Origin of the sequence: Polynucleobacter cosmopolitanus (genome assembly GCF_002224225.1) — a bacterium.
GTDB lineage: Bacteria > Pseudomonadota > Gammaproteobacteria > Burkholderiales > Burkholderiaceae > Polynucleobacter > Polynucleobacter cosmopolitanus.
Genome location: NZ_NJGG01000003.1, coordinates 234,309 through 254,032, shown reverse-complemented (window position 1 = coordinate 254,032; position 19,724 = coordinate 234,309). Strand labels below are relative to the sequence as shown.

The following is a 19,724-nucleotide window of genomic DNA, read 5'->3' as shown; positions in this document are numbered from 1 at the left end:
TTTAACCGTATCGACAGGTTCGGGCAATATCAGACTCAATGCAGTTGGAACACCAATATCTTATGTCGGCGACCTTTCGCTTAATAGCTCTGGTGTTATAACGCTTGATGGTGAAATTTATGCAGCAAGTATTAGAGCAAATTCAACTGGTGATGTAGTTGTTAATAGTGGAATATTAGCTACTACTGGGTCACAAACGTATCAAGATCAAGTAACTTTGACAATAAACACCATAATTAATGCAAGCTCACTAAATGTTATGCAGGAATTAATTGCTCAAGGTAACTTAGTTCTCAATACAGGATCTAATGGAACAGATCAAGCCGATCCTATTCTAGGTAACATAAATATTAGTGGAACATTAACGCTTAACGGCACCTTGAACGCCAACACAATTTCCGTGATTGGTGATGTGATGCTGAACGGAACAATCAGAACTACTGGCAACCAAACATGGACTGGTCCAAATTCAATCATCCTCACAGGTAATAGTTCTTTAATAGCCGGTCAGAATTCAAACGGTGTTGACGTTCCAGGTGGTGATTTAGATATTGGTAGAAAAATTTATAGTTATATTGAGACTACCGCTGTGAATGGTGTTGTTACAGTTATTCCTACTGGAACCAGAAGAGGTATTTATGTTGGCACTAAAGAAGGTAGTGCTCAGCACGATTTAAGTCTGCAGGCATCCAATGATGTGACTATTGCAAATGATATTGGTTTGGCACCGGGTGTTAATCGCACTATTAATTCGAATCTTGATGCACATGGCTTAATTTATGATTTAAATGTTGTAGCTGGTAGAGATATAAATATCTACGCAGATATATCAACACAATTTGAGCAACAGTATCAGGCGGGACTAGGGCGCAGCATTAACATCGGAAGTATTCCTGCTACATCTATTCATAATCAGGTGAACTGGAACTTGTCTGGCGCAACTGGTTATAGCGCTTTCGATCCTGCTTATGTAAAAGAAAATAATGCTAGCTTGGTCAGAACTTTGATCTCTGTGGACCCAAAGATTCAATTTAATAGCCCAGTTAATGACCAAGTTGAGGGTACTCACTCATTGGTAACAATTGCCATCGCAAGAGACAGGGCCCAGAATGCAGAAGTTATATTTAGCTCAACAGTTGGTGCCCAACGCAAACTTTACTCAGTCAGCGCGAGAACTCTTGAGTATCTAGAGGGTGAGCAGGCTCCTAGCGTCAGAGGTACGGTTTCATTAGGTGGTAGTGTCAACACAGTAGCCAATCAAACCTATGAATCTAAGATTTTTGAGATTTTAGGTAATGCGGGCATTGCCTTGTCATCTGATAGCGGTAAGATCAGAGTATTGGCTGCTTCTTATCAGATGACTGTTGGTATGAGTTTGAGTTACTCATTCTCAAACCCACCAGAAATTTCTACTGGTCCAGGCTTAATTAGATTAGCAGATGTTCTTCGTGATGTGCCATCAACAGATGTTTCAGCTGGCGTACTCTCTGGTAAATTGATGCGCATGGCAGTATTCTCAGATGAATCCAATAATTCAGCAGTCGAAGCTCAAGTGAGCGTTGGAGAAATTGAGGACGGTAAATCTGCTAATTGTGCGCCAAATTCAACTGCAGATGAATGCCAAGTTACCTGGCAATAATTAGCTTATGAGTCAATTACTCATCTCATTTAACTATGCCAATGACTTTAAAAAAGTCATTAAATGGGTTGTTGGGATTCATGTGCTGATTGCTTTGATTGGTATCTTTGGGTTACCTAACTTTCGATTAAAGAAAATCCCCGATTTGACTATTGAGCTATCTGTTCTAGCTCCTTCCTCTGGCGGCGAGCAAAGAAGCATTGCGCAGCCGCCCACACCTCAAAAGGTGGAAAAAAAAGAGCAAGTGTTGCCCAAAGATAAAGATGGCACGCAGACCAAACAAACACCTCAAACACTGTCTACCAGTTCTGCTAGCTCTGCCTTGGGGCCAGCAGCAGCACCTACGACCGATGCTGATTACAAAGCATCTTATTTAAAAAATCCAAAACCTCCTTATCCACCCTTGGCTGTCAAAATGCGCCTAGAGGGTAAAGTTTCTTTACTGGTAGAAGTATTGGCTAATGGTCGTGCTGGTAAAGTAGCCATTGAATCATCCAGTGGTCACGACCTCTTAGATCAATCAGCTTTGCAAACTGTTAAACAATGGCAATTTACACCTGCCAGAAAAGATGGCGTTATAGTCACTCAAGTTGTTCGTATACCTATCAATTTCAACCTCAAGAGCCGATAACATGAACTCTTTTATCATCAATGCTGTATTAGTAGTTTTGATTGCTTTGTCTATTTTTACTTGGACCATCGCCGTAGTAAAAATGAAGCAATTCAAAAGACTTGCCATTAACAATCAATCTTTCCAAGATCAATTTTGGGCCGCCAAGAGTTGGGAAGAGGGTATCTCTGTGGCGCAAGGCAACTCTTCTGAGTTGGCGCAAATTGCCAATGCTGGCATTCTTGAATACAAGGAATGCCAACAAAGCCCTGACTCACTCAAATACAGTGGTGAGATACACGACATCCTAGAAAGACCGATGCGCCAAGAGATTCAGAAAATCTTGCGCATACAAGAAAAAGGCTTGGCTGAACTTGCATCGATTGGTTCAACAGCGCCATTCATTGGTCTTTTTGGAACAGTCTGGGGCATCATGGTAGCTCTTCAGGAAATCAGTGCCAGCGGACAAGCCAGTATTGATATTGTTGCTGGCCCTATAGGTGAGGCCTTGATTGCAACTGCGATTGGTATTGCAGCGGCTATGCCAGCAGTGCTTTTTTATAACTTCTTTTTACGCAAAATGAAGGTCTGGATCACAGAAGTGGATGGGTTCTCAGAATCATTCTTGCGCTTGGCTTCAAAACAAGCTTCAAAAAAGTAAGGGGAGCTCATCATGGCCATGACATCGCAAAAAAGTGAAGACAGCTTGATGGCTGAACTGAACGTCACACCATTGGTGGACGTGATGTTGGTACTGCTCGTGATTTTTATTGTTACAGCCCCATTGATTGTTCCTCAATCGATGAAAGTTAACTTGCCAAAAACACAAGCTGTGGCGCAACAAGACAATGCTAAAAATGCTCAGCTCATCGTTGAATCTAATGGCCAGGCTACTTTTGAGGGGCAGCAGGTATCCGATAAGGACCTGGGACAGCTTTTAAAGGATAAGTCTTCTACGCCACAATTTCAGCTTCAAGTCAGCGCTGATAAAGCAGTTCCTTATGGGCGAGTGGCTGAAATCATGGCCATTGCCCAAGCCAATGGTGTTACTAAGATGTCTTTTGTGAGTGTTCCCGTCACAAAGAAGTAGCTTTTTCACTCTTATCGCTCACTGATCAGCTAACTAGTTCTAATAACTATAATCTTGCTGCATAGCATCATAAGCTATTGATTTAATTGACTCTATAGCTAATTGCTAAAAAACCTACATAGCCCTACATTGTCTGTACTTCATTAAATATGATGGTATCGAGGACAGATTTTGGGGCTTTTCAATAAAACAAAAAAAATGCATTCATCGGACTCACAAGAGTCCTTTGATACATTGATTGGCTCTGCCACCAGAATAGAAGGTCGCATGGTGGTGAATAAAAGCATCCGCCTGGATGGAACCATTGAGGGTTCAATCGAATCATCTAATGAAAATCAGGTAACAGTGGCCATCGGTCACACCGGTTTAGTTCATGGTGATGTCAGGGCCCATCGAGTACTTGTTAACGGACAAGTTGACGGCAATATCTACGCACGCGAAAAATGTGAACTCCATGAAACATCAAAAGTTAAAGGAGATATCCACTATGGTTTATTAGGTATTGAACATGGGGCCGAAATCTTAGGACTCATGGTCAAGAAAATCGAAGCCACTGGTGCGGTGGAAAGTGTCACTGAGGCAAGAAATCTGATTGATAAGATCAGCAGGCCAGACTAATCAGCTAGCAAGACTATCCTAAAAACCACTCCAAGCCATATGCTAACCAAAACCTTGCTCAACGAACCCTCCATCAATGGGGATAAGCTAAAACAGGCAAGAATAGATAAAAATTTATCAGAAGCGGAACTGGCTCACGCGTGTGTCTTAGCACCCAAACACATTATTCAATTAGAGAATGGCGAAACCTCTAACTTCTTTTCAGCGCACCATAAAGTACAAGTATCAAGAAAAGTAGGGCGTTATCTTGGTCTCCAAGAACACGATTATCTAGACTCAAGTTCCCAATAAAAAGTCTTACTTGAACTTCGTCTCTAACTCTTGTCTGATCTTATAAGCGTGGGTGTTCTTATCCACCGCGACATCATTCCAACAAAGTGATTGACCTTTTTTAACTGGACGAACCACCTTGATGTCATGAGCCAATCCTAAAGGAAGGCCGCCCATGGCTAGAGATTTATTGGCAGGCAAGAGCTTGCCCCAAACCGTATAACCACCTTCACCATCCAATAGCTCACCAGCTTTGAGATCACGTTTAGCGGTGGCGACTACATCGGCATTCCAACAATGAGCAACACCAGTCGCTTCTTTACGCAACGCAACGCTGGCCACTGACATACCGACTTCTAAACCGATCAAGTGCCAACGTTTATAGAGCGTAAAGTACCTCCCACTTGGATCAGTGTGAGCGTTGTACTCTTCAAAACAATTCTTGATGTAATCAGTTTCTGCTTCAACAGTCACCCAAACACCCATGCGGATGTCATACGGAATTTTTCTGCCATTAGCTTCTAATGAAGAGATCACCTCCACCATACCTTTTTTCTCGAGCACGCCACCTTCAGCAATTGGACGCGTCACAAATGGAATATCTTCGACGCTTGCAGGTGGGTAGAGCAGACCATTACTAGGCACTGATAGTCCTGTGGCATTTGCCACAGCCGTGCTCTCAATCGATGGCTTAGAGCCATCCAAAAAACTATTGAACATCTTTGGATTAAGGCCACCACGACTGGCTTGTTCAGGTGTTAAACCATAATTGCCCCAAACAGTCTCTGGGGTCGATTCTGAAAAATGAGGCAACCATTTATGACCACGACCAGCAGCCACCACCGGAAAGCCACAGGTTCTGGCCCAATCGACCAAGTCACAGATCAAAGCGGGTTGATCACCAAATGCCAATGAATACACAACCCCAGCTTCTTTGGCTTTCTGAGCCAATAAAGGACCACAAAAGGCATCAGCTTCAACGGTCACGTTCACAACATGCTTACCGTTGGCAAAGGCTAATAAGCAATGATCAACTGCAGCAATCGGATGACCTGTGCATTCCACAATCACATCAATGGCTGGGTGAGAAACCAAGGCTTGCCAGTCTTCAGAAATATGAGTTTGACCAGTTTTGATCGCATCATCCAAAGACTTTGCATTGGATTGTTCATTCGTCCAGCCTACACGCTCGAGATTCCTCTTAACACCCGCAGGAGATAAATCTGCAATACCCACCAATTGAACACCGGGGGTTGTGGGTATTTGAGACAAATACATCGAACCGAATTTACCCGCACCAATCAAACCCACCTTGATACTCTGATGGTTGGCAGCTAATTGTTGTAATTGATGATGCAAGCTCATGACAAATCTCTTTCAAATGAAACAAACAAAAAAGCCATCTTATTTTAAAAAGATGGCTTTGTACTTTTTTATTACGGTAGTGGGACTTTAACTAAACAGCTCAGAGCTTATTGAATTTTTGCCTTGGCTTTCAGATTTTTGAGCATTTCTTCAAATTTAGCTCGTTGCCAGTTTTGATCTTGGCTCATCATCTGAATTAATTGAGGCTTGAGCTCAGCCAAATCAGGAACCTTGGCTTGACGCATATCATCAACGCGAATCACATGGAAACCAAACTGTGATTTCACAGGTTTCTCAGTCATTTGACCTTTTTGCAAGGCCACCATCACTTTAGAGAACTCTGGGACCAGCGCCTGCGGCGTCATCCAATCCAAGTCACCACCATTGGCAGCAGAACCTGGATCTTTAGAATTGGCTTTGGCCAAATCTTCAAATTTTTCACCGGCTTTGATTTTTGCGATCAATGCTTTGGCATCGGCTTCTTTTTCAACCAAAATATGGCGAACTTTGTATTCAGTGCCTTCAAATTGAGTCTTGATCTGCTCGTAAGATGCCTTTAACTCTGCATCAGATACGCCGCCACGCGCAATGTAATCTTCAAATACAGCACCTACCAAGATATTCAAGCGAGCTTGCTCAAGTTGTTCTTGAATATCGTCATTGGTCAGCAAACCGCGTTTGATAGCCTCTTGATTGATCAACTCACGGGTGATCAACATATCGCGAGCACGCTCACGCAACTCAGGATTACTGCCTTGACCAGAATTAGCGATTAATTTATCTAATTTTGCTTTTGGAATGGCTTTGCCGTTCACAACCGCTGCATTTTGTGCCAAAGCAGGGGTGCTCAAAGCACCCGTGATGGTCATGGTGGCTGCAACAGAAAGGGCCAAAGTCGGGAGTAATTTCTTCATGATGTTTAGATATTTTGAATAAGTTAATAAAGCCAATTAGTTACTGCATAACTACTGGATCACAATCGCTAAAGCATGGATTTCATGGGGCATCCAAGCTGATAGAGCATCATACACCAGACGGTGTTGCTGTACCCTAGATAGGCCATTGAAGGCATTGGATTTGATATTTATGCGGTAATGTCCTGCACCACCCTGGGCACCGGCATGACCTGCATGTAAATGACTTTCATCATCAATCTTCAATGCGTCAATCGGTAATGCTTGTTTTAAGGCAAGCTCGTATTTCTCGATACGGGGATTTGGAGTGCTCATCGAGTCAAACTTCCTCGTGATCAATGAATTTATTCAACCAAAAGCCTTGGGCCACCACAAAGGCAAATAACAAACCCATACCGCCGAATAACTTAAAGTTCACCCAAGTGTCTTCATCAAATTGATAAGCCACATATAAGTTCAGTAAACCCATGAACAAAAAGAACAAACTCCATGCCAAGTTCAATTGAGGCCAAAGTTGTTTTTCAGCCTCTGGCTTGAAACGTATTTGTTTGCCCATGGCCATCTGAATCAGATTCTTATTCCAGAAAGTGACGCTGGCCCAAAGACCCACTGCAAACAACCAATACAAAATGGTTGGCTTCCACTGAATAAAGGTCTTATCTTGCAAACCGATGGTTAAACCGCCGAAGACCACGATCAGACCTAAGCTGGCCCATTGCATCGGTTCAACTTTGCGGTATTTCAAACCTAGCCAGCCAATTTGAGCAATCGTGGCAATGATGGCCACAGCAGTAGCGACATAAATGTCCGCCATCTTGAATGCAACGAAAAATAAAATAACCGGCAGTAAATCAAATAAAAATTTCATAAATCACTTTTTAATCATTAATTCTAAGAATTATTTCTAAAGATATGACAAGTCAGAAAACGCTGATCAAGCCTTATCCTTGAATTTTAACGAAGCTGAGTTGATGCAGTACCTCAAACCAGTTGGGGCAGGACCGTCCTCAAACACATGGCCTAAATGAGCGTCACAGTTTTTACAACGTACTTCCATACGGATCATGCCATGTGCCATGTCCTTGTGTTCAGCAATCACATCCGCTTCTAAAGGCTGAAAATAACTTGGCCAACCACAACCAGCATCAAACTTTGTATCTGAGGCAAACAAAGGGGTGCCACAGCAAACACATTCATACTTTCCAGCTTCCCAATGATCCCAGTAACGGCCACTGAAAGGATGTTCTGTGGCTGCTTGGCGTGTGACGCGGTACTCAATGTCACTGAGTGTGGCTTGGTACTCTTGATCAGTTTTCTTCATGGCTTGATTGTACGAGTGATTGTCAGATAAGTAGTGTGCGGAAAACAGTCGCAAGATCCTAAGAAGAGCAACTGATGGACACATGGGCTAATTCGGGAGGAGGACCCATGGCATAGTCTTCAGAAACTGCTTGAGATTCATAGGGATTTTCTAGAATCTTCAATAAACGTGCAACTTCAGAGAAATCCTTCTTTTGTGCTAATTCAATCGCGTTTTGTGCCAAATGATTACGCAAAACATACTTGGGATTGATTTGTCGCATTTGTTCCAAACGCTGATCTTTAGAGTGCTTTTCAAGACTTAAGCGTTCTTGGTATTTCTTTGCCCATGCATCTAATGACTTTGGTACATCTTGACCTTCAGAAAGGTTTCTAAAAAACAAGGTGTAATCAAGTTGATTGTGATGCAGTCCTTGCAAGAGTTCTTCGAGTAAAGCCACGTCTTCTTGATATTGGATGCTTAAACCTAATTTTTGTCTGAATAAACTTTGCCAATGGTTGGCGTACTCGCGGTTGTAATGATCCAAGGTGTCTTTGATTTTTTGAATCGACGCTTCTTGTTCTAAGCCTAATACTGCCTGCAATTCTTCTTGTAAAGCCTCTAGCATGGCGCTGGCCAAACAATATAGATTCCAATGCAAGACTTCAGCTTGGCGGTGATAAGCATATCGACCACCGTGATCAGAATGATTGCAAATGTGATCTATCTGAAAAGTATCTAAAAATCCAAACGGACCATAGTCCAAGGTCAGCCCCAACAAACTGGTGTTATCCGTATTTAGAACTCCATGACAAAAGCCCAAAGATTGCCATTGGGCAACCATGCGAGCAGTCCGGAAAGCTATCTGTTCTAGAAGACTCAAATAGGGCGTGGGGCTATTAGCGCATTCAGGGTAGTAATGCTCAATCAAATGATTGAGGGTCAGGCGCAATTCTTCATGCATGTGATTTTGGCCGTAGTGCTCAATGTGGCCAATGCGCAAAAAGCTAGGGGCTACTCGTGCACATACAGCTGCCGTTTCTCTGGTTTCACGAAATACGGGCATATCTGAACCAACCACGGCTAAAGCACGTGATGTGGGCACGCCCAAAGCGTGCATGGCTTCACTGCATAAAAACTCTCGGATTGATGAGCGCAAAACAGCTCGCCCATCGCCCATTCTTGAATAAGCTGTTTTGCCAGCCCCTTTTAATTGAAGCTCTTGTCCATTCACATCGCCCAAGTGGATCGCGCGACCATCACCCAATTGACCTGCCCAAACTCCAAACTGATGACCGCTGTAGGCAGTGGCATAGGGAATAAAGTTATGCTCGCCAACATGTGTTTGGTTGCCAGCCAAGACTTGGAGCCAAGCGGAATCATTTGGCAATCCATCTTGGGTGGGTATGGCAAGAGATTTGGCAAGACTTTCAGAGAAACCAACCCAATATGGGTCAGGAATAGGGGTCGGCTGGAGGTTTTGAGCCAGGGCTAGAGAGTCGCTGGCAGGTAATTGAAAGGGCATAAGTGTTCTTTTTTCTAATGCCTCATTCTAGGTAGCTTTTGAAATATTTGCAGAAAAGTTCTTTAAGGCCTGGATAACCCCGATTAATATATGGCTATGGATCAAAAACAACTGAAAGAACTGGGTGTGGAACTGGATGTTCCCTTTTTAAAACTGCTGGGTGTGCGCTGTTTGCGTGCTGAATTGGGCGAAGGCGAAGTCGTTTTATCTCTTAAGCCTGAGCACAATAACAGTTGGGAAGTGGCCCATGGTGGGGTTTTATTGACCTTGATGGATGTGGGCATGGCTGTTGCTGCAAGGGCTTCTGATGAGGCCGGACGTGGTGTGGTCACGATTGAATTAAAAGCTAATTTCATGCAAGCCGCTCAGGGCATTATTAGGGTGGCTGCAAAAACAGTCCACGCAACACCGACCATGGCGTTTGTAGAGGCCAAACTCTACGATGAACGCGATCGCATCTGCTGTATGGGTAGTGCCACCTTCAAGTACTTTAAAGAATTGCCTTCAAAACGAGCTTCCAAAGAAGAAAAATAATGCGTTTGAGTAAATTCATTGCCCTGGTATGGCTTGGCTTGATCAGTTATCAAGCATCAGCTAATCAGGGTATCAATTTAATCCAGAACCAAGCTCATTGGATTGATCACTCAGGTCAGGCAGTGATCGAGCAGGTCACGCAATCACCTTTTGAACCATTTCAGCATTTATTGGCCAAAGGGTATTCTAAGCATCCCATTTGGCTCAAGGTATCTTATAAGAAAGAAGCCAAAGAAAGTTTGGTCTTACGCATCTTGCCAACGTATTTGGATGATGTCACTTTGTACCAGCGAGTGGAACAGCGTTGGGTGAGCTCAAGCACGGGCGATCGCTATCCTTTTGCTGATCGCGACAATCAACACACGGCACTGAGCTTTAATCTTCATCCACAGGCTGAGAATGTCATTTACTTAAGACTTCAAACCACCAGCACCAGTTTGATGAGTTTGGAAGTTGTGTCACAGAAGCATTTTTCTCAACTTGAGGGTCAACGCGACACCTTACTGGGAATCTATTTCGGCTCATTGATTATTTTGATGTTGATTTCAACCACGATTGGTTGGCTTAGCAAGCAAACCCATTGGCGCCTATTTGCTTTGTTTGAATTTTTCGAATTGCTCTACGCCAGTGCGTTCACAGGTTATATGCCGCGCTTCATTTTACCGGGTCACCCTTTATTGATGGACTTATTATTCGGTCTTTTTGTGATCAGTCATATTTTCACAGGCGTTTTGTTTCACCGCAGTCTACTCAAGAACTTGTTTAATAATCGCATCATCAACTGGACGTTTAATCTAGTGACATTGCTTTATTTAGGCCTGTACGCTATCTATCTGTTCTATGACCGTCAGATCGCTTTGTCTTTATCTTTGTTATTGATGATGCCAGCCACTTTGATATTTGCTTATTTGGCTCTCTTTATTTTTATTAAAAAGCCAAAAGTCCCAAACAAATATCCAATTGCTTTTGTTTACTCTGCCTTGGTGGGAAGTATTTTATTTGCAGTGGCACCACCATTGGGTTTGATTGACGGAGTGGCAGTCAGCTTGTACGCCAGCCTCCTGAATGGTTTTGTATTTTCGATTTTGATGTTCATCTTATTGCTATCTGATTTGCGCTATCAAGAAAAGCAATTGCTTGAGTTGGAAAAGACAGCTTTGGTTTCAAATCAAGAGATTGCTTTCCAGAGGGCTGAGAATGAGCGTCAGTCAAAGTTCATGGCGATGTTGTCCCACGAATTAAAAACGCCTCTTGCGGTCATCAAGTTGGCTGTTGACTCGGGGTTGAAAAATAACCGCTATGAGTCCCACGCGAATAAAGCCATCACCGATTTGAATCAAATCATTGATCGCTCGGTACAAATGAGTCGTTTGGACCAAGGATCTTATCCAATACAAAAAACTGAATTAGATGTGAGTGAGTTACTTCAATCATTGCTGGGCACTCAGATCCATCGCTTTGAAATAGACATGCCTTCAAACTTGAAGATTCAGTCTGATTCATTTTTAGTTCAGATTATTTTGGGTAATTTGATTGAAAACGCTTTGAAGTACTCAAAAGAAGAAAGCATCATTTCGATTGAATGCAAAGAAAGTGATGAACAAGTCATCATGACCATCAGTAATTTACCCAATATTGCTGGTATGCCTGCCAGCGATGTGGTCTTTGATAAGTTTTATCGCAGCTCGAACGCCCACCACATCAGCGGCTCTGGCTTAGGCCTTTATTTAGTCAAAGCCTTGGCAGAGATGCTCAAGGGTTCAATCACCTATCAACCCAAGAGCGGTTGGGTAAAATTCATCTTATGCCTTCCAAAATAAATATCGCCGTGGTTGAAGACCACGATGTACTCCGCGAAATGTTACTCGACGCCCTCTTAGAGAAGGGGTATTTAGCGCAAGGATTTCGTGACGCATATGAACTCGATGCAGCATCACCAAAGACTATTTTTGAATTATTGATTTTGGATTTAAATCTTCCTGGCGAGGATGGTCTCAGTATTGCTAAGAGAATCAAAGAAAGTTATCCAGACACCTTCATCATCATGATCACTGCCAGATCCTCTGAGCTGGATAAGATACAAGGGTATGAAGCTGGCGCTGATATTTATCTGCCTAAACCGATTGCGATTACTGAATTTCAGGCGGCAGTTTCAAGCTTGTCTAAGCGCATTTTGAGGTACAAAGATCTGGGTGGCAACTTGATCTTGAATGAAAAGAATGTCACTTTGAAGGGTACTCAAACAGTTTCTTTGAGTAAGATCGATTTGGATATTTTATTGGCCTTGCTTCAAGCAGATCAGCAGCGTTTGGATTTTGAATCTTTGCTTCAACAAGTCAGCAGCAATACATCTAATACGCCTAAAGCTACTTTAGAAGTTCAGATTGTGCGTTTGCGTAAAAAGATGGCTGAAGCGGGTGCTGAAGGTGTGACCATCAAGGCACTCTACAAATACGGCTATCAGTTGGTGCAGGGCATTGATTTAGCCTAGAGCATTAAGAGTATTAAACCCGGGTGCTTAGGAAATTTTCAAGGCGCCCCTCAAAGGATTGAGTGCCAATTTCTTTGTCAGCATCAAAACGCTTTTCTATCACTTCAAAATGACCATCTTTGCGCACCCGAATCAATGAACTTGATCGCGTGCCGTAGTTCGGGGTTCTGATGAAGGCTGAAGACAGAACTTTTTCCCATTCATAAGAAACCCCGGTTTGAGGCAAGTATTCATCCTGAGCTTGGGTCATGTCTTCCATCATGCGCAAATAGTGTTCAGCGCGTTTAAATTGCCCGGTGTCCATCGCTAATAATTGAGCAAAAGCACCCACGCGATGCTGAACTTTTGGCCAAGGTGTATCAAGCATGCCATTGGATAAACCATAAATGCCAGGCTTCAGTGCTTGAGGATTCATGGTTTTTCTTGGGCGCAAAGATTGACCCATTTGCACTCGGTTACTGAACCAAACCAAGGAGGGCGTTTCTTTTGATAAGTCCGTTGCAAGTAAATTGAAGCCGTTGTATCGCCCAAAGCTTGAACCTTGGGAGGTGATGAACTGTGCGGGTGCCTGATCACTTTTCAAAAAGCTGGCGGTGATTTCTCCTCGGGTTGGAGTGTCAGGATTTTTTTCACTGGGGGCTCGAACATTAGTAAGAGCTGCAAATCGACCCGTTTTACTGAAGCCCATCCATGTACCAGCTTCCCCTTTGACATCAGCAAGGTCGCGCCCGGCTAATATATGAGGATGATCTCGCCACCAATGCATGGCATCTGTGGCCCGCTCATAAAACTCATCGCGATTTGCCAAAACCACCAAAGGGTAGTCTGGGTGTGATTGCCATGAGGTCAGAACTAAACACATCCTATTGCTTTAACTTATATTTCAATCAAAGGATAGGGCAATGCTGCGAAGCTCAATGCAGGACCAGTGGCTGAACCTAAATGCACTGATCCAGATTGAAGTGCTTCTAATTTGCATTCCACCTGGATATCCATGCGGTCATTGATCGAAGGATGAGAAGCGGCCAAAACAACCATACCGCAGGGTTGAGATGGATCATCACTATGGAAAATTTCAGCGCCTGGCAAGATCTCTTCACAATGAATCAGATGAGCCACCTGCAAGCGGCGCTTGATCGTGCCCCGGTACTGGCTTCTTGCCACAACTTCTTGACCTGGGTAACAGCCTTTCTGAAAATCAATGCCTTTCAAAGATTCCATATTGATCATTTGTGGCACAAATTGCTCAAAGGTTGCTTGGGTGATGCGTGGAATGGCACTTTGGATCTCCAGCCAATTCCAAGCTTGCAGAGCCCCATCTTGAACATTGCTCATGGCTTGATTTTTTGGAACCGCTAAAAGATATCGTTTGGTTTGCATTTGGTTGATGGTAACGGCTGGTAGTTCAGCGGTGATGACACCTGAGATGGCCACCATTTTTGCTAGCTCATCCCGTGACTCGCTCGCTTCTAAAGCGTAACCGTAGATATCAATGGATTCGGTTAAATCAAGTACCTTCACCTTGGAGCGCAAGACAAACATGCTCAAGCGCTTGGCTAAAGTAGCTGCCAAGTCTTTTGATATAAATAAATAAAAAGCGGGCTGTGATTCTGTAGCTTCAACATTCGCGCCTCCCACAGAAGTGTCTTGGCGAGCAATCCAAAAGCTCGCCATCAAACGACCCTTGGCAGAGCAATAACCCGCAAAGCGATTCTGTTGATGAGGGCTTGCAATTGAAGCTGCTGGAGTATTAGTGATGGATTTCACACTGTTGGTGAGTTGATTTTGTAAAAAATCCACAGCGTCTGGACCAATCACACTGATACAAGACCAGTCTTTGAGTGGTGTGAAGCAGGTATTTGAGTTGTTATTACTGGTGTGCGCCATATTATGGTTTTTTAGTTGTCTTCATCAATAAGCTTTTATCATATAGCTCTATGAACTTTGTTTATATACCTAATTTTATTAAGTTTTTACTCAAGCTAACCCTGATAGGTGGATTGGCCGTTGCACTCATGATTTCTTATGTGGCTTTCATGGCGCTTGCCGTTCCTAATGATGCCCCGCAAGCCAGTGCTCAAAATGTTGTCAGAGTCAAAATCAATCCAAAATCGAACGTGACCAGTGTTGCCAATCAAATGGCTGCTCAAGGTCTTGAGGTGTCTGTTTGGCGAGTTCAATTGGTAGCCAGGTCATTTTTCTTGGCAAAAAACTTGAAGGCTGGCGTTTATGACTTCCCCAAGGGTGCTAGTTTGGCCTCTGTCCTTGCTCAAATGGCTAGAGGGGACAGCGTCAAACTTGGCGTAACATTGGTTGAAGGGTGGACCTTTGCGCAATTCAAGGCAGCCATTGATGCTCAGCCTGAGTTAAAGAAAGAGACCAAAGGATTGTCGAGTAAACAGTTACTGGCTAAGTTGGAAGCCAAAGAAGCTCATCCTGAGGGTTTGTTTTTCCCCAATACATATGTGTATGAGCCCGGTGATACCGATACATCAATCTACCAAAAGGCATACCGAGCCATGCAGGATCATTTGAATGATGCTTGGAGCAAGCGCCATGAGGGCTCACCCTTAAAGTCACCTTACGATCTTTTGAAGTTGGCCTCCATCATTGAGAAGGAAACGGGCCACCCGGATGATCGCGGTTTGGTGTCAGCCGTATTCAATAACCGCATGAAAATAGGCATGAAGCTGCAAACCGATCCCACCATCATTTATGGCATGGGTGCATCGTTTGATGGCAACCTCAGGAAAAAAGACCTCTTAAAAGACGGCCCTTACAATTCTTATACGCGCTATGGTTTGCCGCCCACCCCGATCGCAATGCCAGGTAAAAACTCTTTAATAGTCGCAGCTCAGCCAAGCAGCTCAAAAGCCATTTATTTTGTTTCCAAGGGTGATGGCAGAAGCGCTTTTTCAGAGACCCTGGTAGCGCATAATGAAGCTGTTAGAAAGTATCAGTTAAAAAAGTAATCACCCAAAATACCTATATTCACGCTTAAACGCTCAGACCTTATTTGCCCATGTCTCTTTTCACTCAATCCAACAATGCGCCAGGCTTATTCATTTCCTTTGAGGGCATTGATGGGGCTGGAAAAAGCACGCACATTCAGGCATTTGCCGCTGAGTTAGCTAAAAAATACCCCAAGCAAGAGATTGTTCTAACGCGTGAGCCGGGCGGTACTGCTTTGGGTGAGAAGCTTCGCGAGATTCTCTTGCATCACCCTATGCACCTTGAAACAGAGGCCTTGTTGATGTTTGCAGCCCGCAGGGAGCATTTGGCCACAGTGATTGAACCTGCATTGGCGGCTGGCAAGATTGTTATTTCTGATCGTTTTACCGATGCTAGTTTTGCCTACCAAGGCGGTGGGCGTGGTTTGGATTTGGCTAAGTTGTATGAACTTGAGGTGTGGGTTCAGATGCGTTTATCTCAGGATGGGGCAGGGAAGCGTTATGTTCTGCAACCAGACCTGACTTTCTTATTCGATCTACCTAGCCAAACTGCAGAATCTCGTCGCAGTGCTGCTCGTGATCCAGACAAGTTTGAACAACTGAACACTGATTTTTTTGAAAAGGTCAGACTTGAATATCTGCGTCGTGCTCAAGATGATGCAACAAGATTTCATTTGATTGATGCCAGTAAGAGTAAAGAAGTTATCTGGAAGATACTTCAAGAAGCTATTTCAAATATATGATTTATATAGATATATTGATCATTAATTTTAACTATAACACCCTATATAAACATTGCCTATGAAGCAATCCCTTCATCCCTGGTTCGAGCAAGCATGGTCTGAGTTGAATCTGACCAACATGCCGCATGCCATCCTGTTGCATGGACAGACCGGGATTGGAAAGATGGACTTTGCTCTTCATTTGGCAAAAGCTTTGATCTGCGAAACCAGCCAAGCGACAAAACCTTGCTGTCAGTGTGAAGCTTGTCATTGGTTTGATACAGGCAATCACCCTGACTTTTTGGGGATTGTTCCAGAGAGCCAAGCCCATTTATTGCCCCATGAAGAGATGGCAGGGGACGATGGTCTGGATGAAAAGCCCAAAAAAGGCAGGAAAAAGGTAGAAGACGATTCCGAAAAAGCGGATAAGAAAGCCAGCTCAGTGATCAAAGTGGAGCAAATCAGAGAGGCTTTGGACGGCATTACAACCTCACCGCATCGGGGCATTCAAAGAGTGGTTCTGATCAATCCAGTTGAAACACTGAATCCAGTTTCAGCCAATACTTTATTAAAGACTCTCGAAGAACCCCCAGAAAGCACTTTATTTATTTTGGTCAGCGATCGATTGGATCGCATCATGCCAACGATTCGCTCTCGTTGTCGATTGCTTGCTTTAGGTAGACCTTCAGCTGACCTGTCTTTGCCGTGGCTGGCAACAGAATTGGCATCTGCAGGCATCAAAACCAGTCAAGCAGAGATTGAAAAAGTTTTGAATGAAGCGGGTGGAGCGGTCATGGATGCCAGAGATCGCTTATTGGGTCTATCTGGAGCAGGGGAATCAGCTCAAGACATTGCTGAACCACTCCTCAAAGCGTTGGGTGAGGGATCTCAAATCAATTGGCTTCAAACGGCAGAAGTCATTCATAAAGCCCCCATGTCGGAGCTCTTGGTCACCTTGGAGCGTTGGACGGCTGATCTAATGAGTCAGCAAAATGCTGGGCAGATTCGTTATTACCCATCGAGAAGATCATCCTTAGAACAATGCTCTAAGAGCGCTAGAAGTCATAAGCTATCGGATTATTGGAAGATCTTGTTGAATGCCAGACGCCATGAGCTGCACGCTTTGGCGAATCGAGTTCAAATAGAAGCACTCTTGATTCGTTATCAAGAAATATTTAAAGATTGATTTAAAGATTAACTGGAAGTTCTCACTATATGTTCGTTGATTCTCATTGCCATTTAGACTTCCCGGAGTTCACTGAAAACTTGCCGGGTATTTTGGCGCGCATGAAAGAAGCCAAAGTACAAAACGCTTTGTGCATCTCAGTGGATATGCCTGATTTTCCGAATGTCTTGGCTTTGGCCCAAGCGCATGATCATCTGTTTGCCACGGTTGGTACTCATCCTGATTACGAAGACACTCCAGAGCCCACAGTAGAACAATTGGTTGAATTGGCTCAGCACCCGAAGATCTTGGCCATTGGTGAAACTGGTCTTGATTACTATCGCATGGGCGACAAAACCTATGAAGAGATGGAATGGCAAAGAGAGCGCTTTCGCACGCATATACGCGCTGCTTTGAAGGTCAATAAGCCTTTGATCATTCACACACGCTCTGCCTCTGAGGACACCATCAAGATTCTGAAAGAAGAGGGTGCTAGCAAAGTAGCAGGGGTGATGCATTGTTTTACTGAGAGTTGGGAGGTTGCACAAGCAGCCATGGAGCTTGGGTTTTACATCTCTTTTTCAGGCATTGTGACTTTTAAGAGTGCCAAAGATCTTCAAGAAACGTGCAAACGTGTTCCTTTAGAGAGAATCTTGATTGAAACAGATTCCCCATATTTGGCACCTATCCCGCACAGAGGTAAAACCAATGAACCTGCCTGGGTATCTCATGTAGGTCAATTTGTGGCAGATTTGAAGGGCGTCAGTGTTGAGGAGCTTGCCAAAGCCACCACCCATAACTTCAAAACACTCTTTAAAGCTCCGATTTAAAGCTTTTTTGAAGCCCCTATTTATCCTATTTGCACTTAACTTAAAGTTAAACCTGAATGTATAAAAATATTGTAACTTACTGTTTTATTTCGGTAATTTCATTTACTACTTTATCAACTAATGCTCAAACACCTGGGGCTACATTGCCGCAAGCTCAGCAATACCAAGTGGATAGTTTTTTGCGTGACGTGAAGTTCAATGATGCTAAAGCCGTTAAAAAAGCCTTGGCCAGTGGCATGAGCCCTAATGCCATGGACGACAAAGGCAATTCAGCTTTGACCATTGCGATCACTGAAAAGTCCCTTGATGTTGCCAAATTACTGATTGATACGCCTTCAATTGACCTAGAAAGACCCAATTTAGCTGGTGAAACACCTGTGATGTTGGCTGCATTTACAGGTTCAGAGGTATTGGTCCGCTATTTGGTCGAGAATCGCCAGGTAGAAATCAATAAACCTGGTTGGTCAGCGTTGCATTACGCAGCCACCAATGGTCATTTAAAGATCGTGGCTTATTTGCTCGATAAGAATGCTTATGTGGATCCAGAAAGCCCAAATCGAACAACCGCATTGATGATGGCTGCTCGTGGGGGTCATATTGAAGTTGTGAAGTTATTGCTTGATCATGATGCTGATTTATCTAAGATGAATAACGTGAAGATGACAGCGATTGATTTTGCAGAACAACATAACCAGACTGAGATTGCCGAGGGGCTTAAATCAAGATGGCTAAAGCTCTATAAGAAGCCATTCAAGTCTCAAATTAAGTGATCGGGTAGATTGATCATTTATTCGCATAATCATTATTATGTTAAATAAGATATTTTGGCCTAAGTAAAAGAAGATGAATTTCCAAAGAATCTACCAAAAAGCCCACTACTCAGTCCTGGTACCGAGTGTGTCAGGCCAGGATATTGAGCTGGGTTTTAGGATCGATGAATCCAATCAACAAATAGAAGAACTATTGACCAAGCATCAAAGATCAACTGCATGTTTCATCACGGCGAGTAATCCAAACGGGCAGCGCATTGATGAGCAAAAGAATGAGGCACGGATGAAGGAGCTAGAAACTTTCATCCAGGAAAAGCAACTACCCTATTACTTTGGTCAAGGTGGAGATCCAAAGGGCGCTTGGATAGAAAAGAGCCTATTAGTGGTGGGCATTGAGCTTGGTGATGCAGATCAATTGGCTCGTCATTTTGAGCAAAATGCCATTGTTTGGCTCCAAAGAGGATTGGCACCTGCCTTGCGCTGGTATATTTAATTACGACTTTTGAAATAAAAGAAATAAGAATCAAAAAAGAAAGATTAACCATGCAATTACTACACACCATGCTTCGAGTTGGCGATCTACAGAGATCAATCAAGTTCTACACAGAAGTGATGGGCATGAACTTGTTAAGAACAACAGAGCGCCCTGGCATGGATTATTCATTGGCTTTTGTAGGCTACGAACAAGGCAATATCTCAGGACAGGCTGAAATAGAACTCACCTATAACCATGGCGTTAGCAATTATGAGATGGGTAGTGCTTATGGCCATATTGCCATTGGCGTGAAAGATATCTATAAAACCTGTGAAGACATCAAAGTGGCTGGTGGCAATGTCACTCGTGAAGCTGGACCTGTCAAAGGAGGCAATACACTGATCGCCTTTATTCAAGATCCTGATGGCTACAAGATTGAATTGATCCAGCGCTAA

At 43.5% G+C, this 19,724-nt stretch carries 23 protein-coding genes; 15 read left to right on the top strand and 8 right to left on the bottom strand.

The features are described from left to right. Window positions 1–259: 259 nt before the first annotated feature. From AOC33_RS09035 to AOC33_RS09015, 5 genes are all read left to right on the top strand, one after another. Window positions 260–1,639, top strand: coding sequence for a hypothetical protein (locus AOC33_RS09035; protein WP_089516677.1), 1,380 nt, complete (start codon window positions 260–262; stop codon window positions 1,637–1,639). A gap of 7 nt (window positions 1,640–1,646) precedes the next feature. Next, window positions 1,647–2,270 (top strand): energy transducer TonB, encoded by a 624-nt coding sequence (locus AOC33_RS09030; protein ID WP_089516676.1) that lies wholly within the window; start codon window positions 1,647–1,649, stop codon window positions 2,268–2,270. Between the two features lies 1 nt (window position 2,271). Then, window positions 2,272–2,910: a MotA/TolQ/ExbB proton channel family protein gene (locus tag AOC33_RS09025; RefSeq protein WP_089516675.1), complete on the top strand. Its 639-nt coding sequence runs from the start codon at window positions 2,272–2,274 to the stop codon at window positions 2,908–2,910. A gap of 12 nt (window positions 2,911–2,922) precedes the next feature. After that, on the top strand, window positions 2,923–3,339 hold the full coding sequence (locus tag AOC33_RS09020) for an ExbD/TolR family protein (protein WP_219349925.1): 417 nt from the start codon (window positions 2,923–2,925) through the stop codon (window positions 3,337–3,339). A gap of 198 nt (window positions 3,340–3,537) precedes the next feature. Next, window positions 3,538–3,957, top strand: a complete 420-nt coding sequence (locus AOC33_RS09015) for a bactofilin family protein (protein WP_089516674.1) — start codon at window positions 3,538–3,540, stop codon at window positions 3,955–3,957. 297 nt (window positions 3,958–4,254) lie between these two features. On the opposite strand, the gene AOC33_RS09005 is transcribed toward AOC33_RS09015, so the two are convergent. From AOC33_RS09005 to AOC33_RS08980, 6 genes are all read right to left on the bottom strand, one after another. Further along, window positions 4,255–5,592 (bottom strand): NAD(P)H-dependent oxidoreductase, encoded by a 1,338-nt coding sequence (locus AOC33_RS09005; protein WP_089516672.1) that lies wholly within the window; start codon window positions 5,590–5,592, stop codon window positions 4,255–4,257. Between the two features lie 107 nt (window positions 5,593–5,699). Beyond that, window positions 5,700–6,506 (bottom strand): peptidylprolyl isomerase, encoded by an 807-nt coding sequence (locus AOC33_RS09000; RefSeq protein WP_089516701.1) that lies wholly within the window; start codon window positions 6,504–6,506, stop codon window positions 5,700–5,702. A 51-nt stretch (window positions 6,507–6,557) separates the two neighbouring features. Then, entirely contained in the window at window positions 6,558–6,821 is a 264-nt protein-coding gene (locus AOC33_RS08995) for a BolA family protein (RefSeq protein ID WP_089516671.1), read from the bottom strand. A gap of 4 nt (window positions 6,822–6,825) precedes the next feature. Next, complete coding sequence (locus AOC33_RS08990; RefSeq protein WP_089516670.1) at window positions 6,826–7,374, bottom strand: septation protein A; 549 nt, start codon at window positions 7,372–7,374, stop codon at window positions 6,826–6,828. Between the two features lie 66 nt (window positions 7,375–7,440). After that, window positions 7,441–7,827 (bottom strand): peptide-methionine (R)-S-oxide reductase MsrB, encoded by a 387-nt coding sequence (gene msrB / locus AOC33_RS08985; protein WP_089516669.1) that lies wholly within the window; start codon window positions 7,825–7,827, stop codon window positions 7,441–7,443. Between the two features lie 58 nt (window positions 7,828–7,885). Continuing rightward, window positions 7,886–9,331 (bottom strand): protein adenylyltransferase SelO, encoded by a 1,446-nt coding sequence (locus tag AOC33_RS08980; protein ID WP_089516668.1) that lies wholly within the window; start codon window positions 9,329–9,331, stop codon window positions 7,886–7,888. A gap of 90 nt (window positions 9,332–9,421) precedes the next feature. On the opposite strand from AOC33_RS08980, the gene AOC33_RS08975 reads away from it, so the two are divergent. The 3 genes from AOC33_RS08975 to AOC33_RS08965 are packed head-to-tail and all read left to right on the top strand — an operon-like array spanning window position 9,422 to window position 12,356. After that, window positions 9,422–9,865, top strand: coding sequence for a PaaI family thioesterase (locus AOC33_RS08975; RefSeq protein WP_245835652.1), 444 nt, complete (start codon window positions 9,422–9,424; stop codon window positions 9,863–9,865). Further along, entirely contained in the window at window positions 9,865–11,685 is a 1,821-nt protein-coding gene (locus AOC33_RS08970; RefSeq protein ID WP_089516667.1) for a sensor histidine kinase, read from the top strand. The genes AOC33_RS08975 and AOC33_RS08970 overlap by 1 nt, the downstream gene beginning before the upstream one ends. Then, window positions 11,670–12,356: a response regulator transcription factor gene (locus tag AOC33_RS08965; RefSeq protein ID WP_089516666.1), complete on the top strand. Its 687-nt coding sequence runs from the start codon at window positions 11,670–11,672 to the stop codon at window positions 12,354–12,356. The genes AOC33_RS08970 and AOC33_RS08965 overlap by 16 nt, the downstream gene beginning before the upstream one ends. Window positions 12,357–12,369: 13 nt before the next feature. Here AOC33_RS08965 and AOC33_RS08960 read toward each other — a convergent pair whose 3' ends face one another. Both AOC33_RS08960 and ygfZ read right to left on the bottom strand, forming a co-directional pair. Continuing rightward, the gene (locus AOC33_RS08960) at window positions 12,370–13,218 is read right to left on the bottom strand and encodes an NRDE family protein (RefSeq protein ID WP_089516665.1); all 849 of its coding nucleotides are present in this window, start codon (window positions 13,216–13,218) and stop codon (window positions 12,370–12,372) included. Between the two features lie 14 nt (window positions 13,219–13,232). Further along, a complete protein-coding gene (ygfZ, locus tag AOC33_RS08955) occupies window positions 13,233–14,243 on the bottom strand; it encodes a CAF17-like 4Fe-4S cluster assembly/insertion protein YgfZ (protein WP_089516664.1) in 1,011 nt (336 codons plus the stop codon). A gap of 50 nt (window positions 14,244–14,293) precedes the next feature. Here ygfZ and mltG point away from each other — a divergent pair, with 50 nt between their 5' ends. The 7 genes from mltG (at window position 14,294) to gloA (ending at window position 19,724) form a co-directional block, all read left to right on the top strand. Beyond that, window positions 14,294–15,328, top strand: a complete 1,035-nt coding sequence (gene mltG / locus AOC33_RS08950; protein WP_089516663.1) for an endolytic transglycosylase MltG — start codon at window positions 14,294–14,296, stop codon at window positions 15,326–15,328. Between the two features lie 50 nt (window positions 15,329–15,378). Continuing rightward, the gene (tmk, locus tag AOC33_RS08945) at window positions 15,379–16,050 is read left to right on the top strand and encodes a dTMP kinase (RefSeq protein WP_089516662.1); all 672 of its coding nucleotides are present in this window, start codon (window positions 15,379–15,381) and stop codon (window positions 16,048–16,050) included. 58 nt (window positions 16,051–16,108) lie between these two features. Beyond that, window positions 16,109–17,215 (top strand): DNA polymerase III subunit delta', encoded by a 1,107-nt coding sequence (gene holB / locus AOC33_RS08940; RefSeq protein WP_089516661.1) that lies wholly within the window; start codon window positions 16,109–16,111, stop codon window positions 17,213–17,215. A gap of 29 nt (window positions 17,216–17,244) precedes the next feature. After that, window positions 17,245–18,024 carry a TatD family hydrolase gene (locus AOC33_RS08935; protein ID WP_089516660.1) on the top strand — a complete coding sequence of 260 codons (780 nt, stop codon included), beginning with the start codon at window positions 17,245–17,247 and terminating at the stop codon, window positions 18,022–18,024. Window positions 18,025–18,080: 56 nt separating this feature from the next. Beyond that, complete coding sequence (locus AOC33_RS08930; RefSeq protein WP_089516659.1) at window positions 18,081–18,794, top strand: ankyrin repeat domain-containing protein; 714 nt, start codon at window positions 18,081–18,083, stop codon at window positions 18,792–18,794. A gap of 73 nt (window positions 18,795–18,867) precedes the next feature. After that, window positions 18,868–19,287 (top strand): DUF3293 domain-containing protein, encoded by a 420-nt coding sequence (locus tag AOC33_RS08925; RefSeq protein ID WP_089516658.1) that lies wholly within the window; start codon window positions 18,868–18,870, stop codon window positions 19,285–19,287. A 50-nt stretch (window positions 19,288–19,337) separates the two neighbouring features. Continuing rightward, window positions 19,338–19,724, top strand: coding sequence for a lactoylglutathione lyase (gloA, locus tag AOC33_RS08920; RefSeq protein WP_089516657.1), 387 nt, complete (start codon window positions 19,338–19,340; stop codon window positions 19,722–19,724).

Coding starts and splice junctions, on each gene's coding strand:
- AOC33_RS09035 (WP_089516677.1), top strand. CDS start 260: ATGCAGGAATTAATTGCTCAAGGTAACTTAGTTCTCAATACAGGATCT.
- AOC33_RS09030 (WP_089516676.1), top strand. CDS start 1,647: ATGAGTCAATTACTCATCTCATTTAACTATGCCAATGACTTTAAAAAA.
- AOC33_RS09025 (WP_089516675.1), top strand. CDS start 2,272: ATGAACTCTTTTATCATCAATGCTGTATTAGTAGTTTTGATTGCTTTG.
- AOC33_RS09020 (WP_219349925.1), top strand. CDS start 2,923: ATGGCCATGACATCGCAAAAAAGTGAAGACAGCTTGATGGCTGAACTG.
- AOC33_RS09015 (WP_089516674.1), top strand. CDS start 3,538: ATGCATTCATCGGACTCACAAGAGTCCTTTGATACATTGATTGGCTCT.
- AOC33_RS09005 (WP_089516672.1), bottom strand. CDS start 5,592: ATGAGCTTGCATCATCAATTACAACAATTAGCTGCCAACCATCAGAGT.
- AOC33_RS09000 (WP_089516701.1), bottom strand. CDS start 6,506: ATGAAGAAATTACTCCCGACTTTGGCCCTTTCTGTTGCAGCCACCATG.
- AOC33_RS08995 (WP_089516671.1), bottom strand. CDS start 6,821: ATGAGCACTCCAAATCCCCGTATCGAGAAATACGAGCTTGCCTTAAAA.
- AOC33_RS08990 (WP_089516670.1), bottom strand. CDS start 7,374: ATGAAATTTTTATTTGATTTACTGCCGGTTATTTTATTTTTCGTTGCA.
- msrB (WP_089516669.1), bottom strand. CDS start 7,827: ATGAAGAAAACTGATCAAGAGTACCAAGCCACACTCAGTGACATTGAG.
- AOC33_RS08980 (WP_089516668.1), bottom strand. CDS start 9,331: ATGCCCTTTCAATTACCTGCCAGCGACTCTCTAGCCCTGGCTCAAAAC.
- AOC33_RS08975 (WP_245835652.1), top strand. CDS start 9,422: ATGGCTATGGATCAAAAACAACTGAAAGAACTGGGTGTGGAACTGGAT.
- AOC33_RS08970 (WP_089516667.1), top strand. CDS start 9,865: ATGCGTTTGAGTAAATTCATTGCCCTGGTATGGCTTGGCTTGATCAGT.
- AOC33_RS08965 (WP_089516666.1), top strand. CDS start 11,670: ATGCCTTCCAAAATAAATATCGCCGTGGTTGAAGACCACGATGTACTC.
- AOC33_RS08960 (WP_089516665.1), bottom strand. CDS start 13,218: ATGTGTTTAGTTCTGACCTCATGGCAATCACACCCAGACTACCCTTTG.
- ygfZ (WP_089516664.1), bottom strand. CDS start 14,243: ATGGCGCACACCAGTAATAACAACTCAAATACCTGCTTCACACCACTC.
- mltG (WP_089516663.1), top strand. CDS start 14,294: ATGAACTTTGTTTATATACCTAATTTTATTAAGTTTTTACTCAAGCTA.
- tmk (WP_089516662.1), top strand. CDS start 15,379: ATGTCTCTTTTCACTCAATCCAACAATGCGCCAGGCTTATTCATTTCC.
- holB (WP_089516661.1), top strand. CDS start 16,109: ATGAAGCAATCCCTTCATCCCTGGTTCGAGCAAGCATGGTCTGAGTTG.
- AOC33_RS08935 (WP_089516660.1), top strand. CDS start 17,245: ATGTTCGTTGATTCTCATTGCCATTTAGACTTCCCGGAGTTCACTGAA.
- AOC33_RS08930 (WP_089516659.1), top strand. CDS start 18,081: ATGTATAAAAATATTGTAACTTACTGTTTTATTTCGGTAATTTCATTT.
- AOC33_RS08925 (WP_089516658.1), top strand. CDS start 18,868: ATGAATTTCCAAAGAATCTACCAAAAAGCCCACTACTCAGTCCTGGTA.
- gloA (WP_089516657.1), top strand. CDS start 19,338: ATGCAATTACTACACACCATGCTTCGAGTTGGCGATCTACAGAGATCA.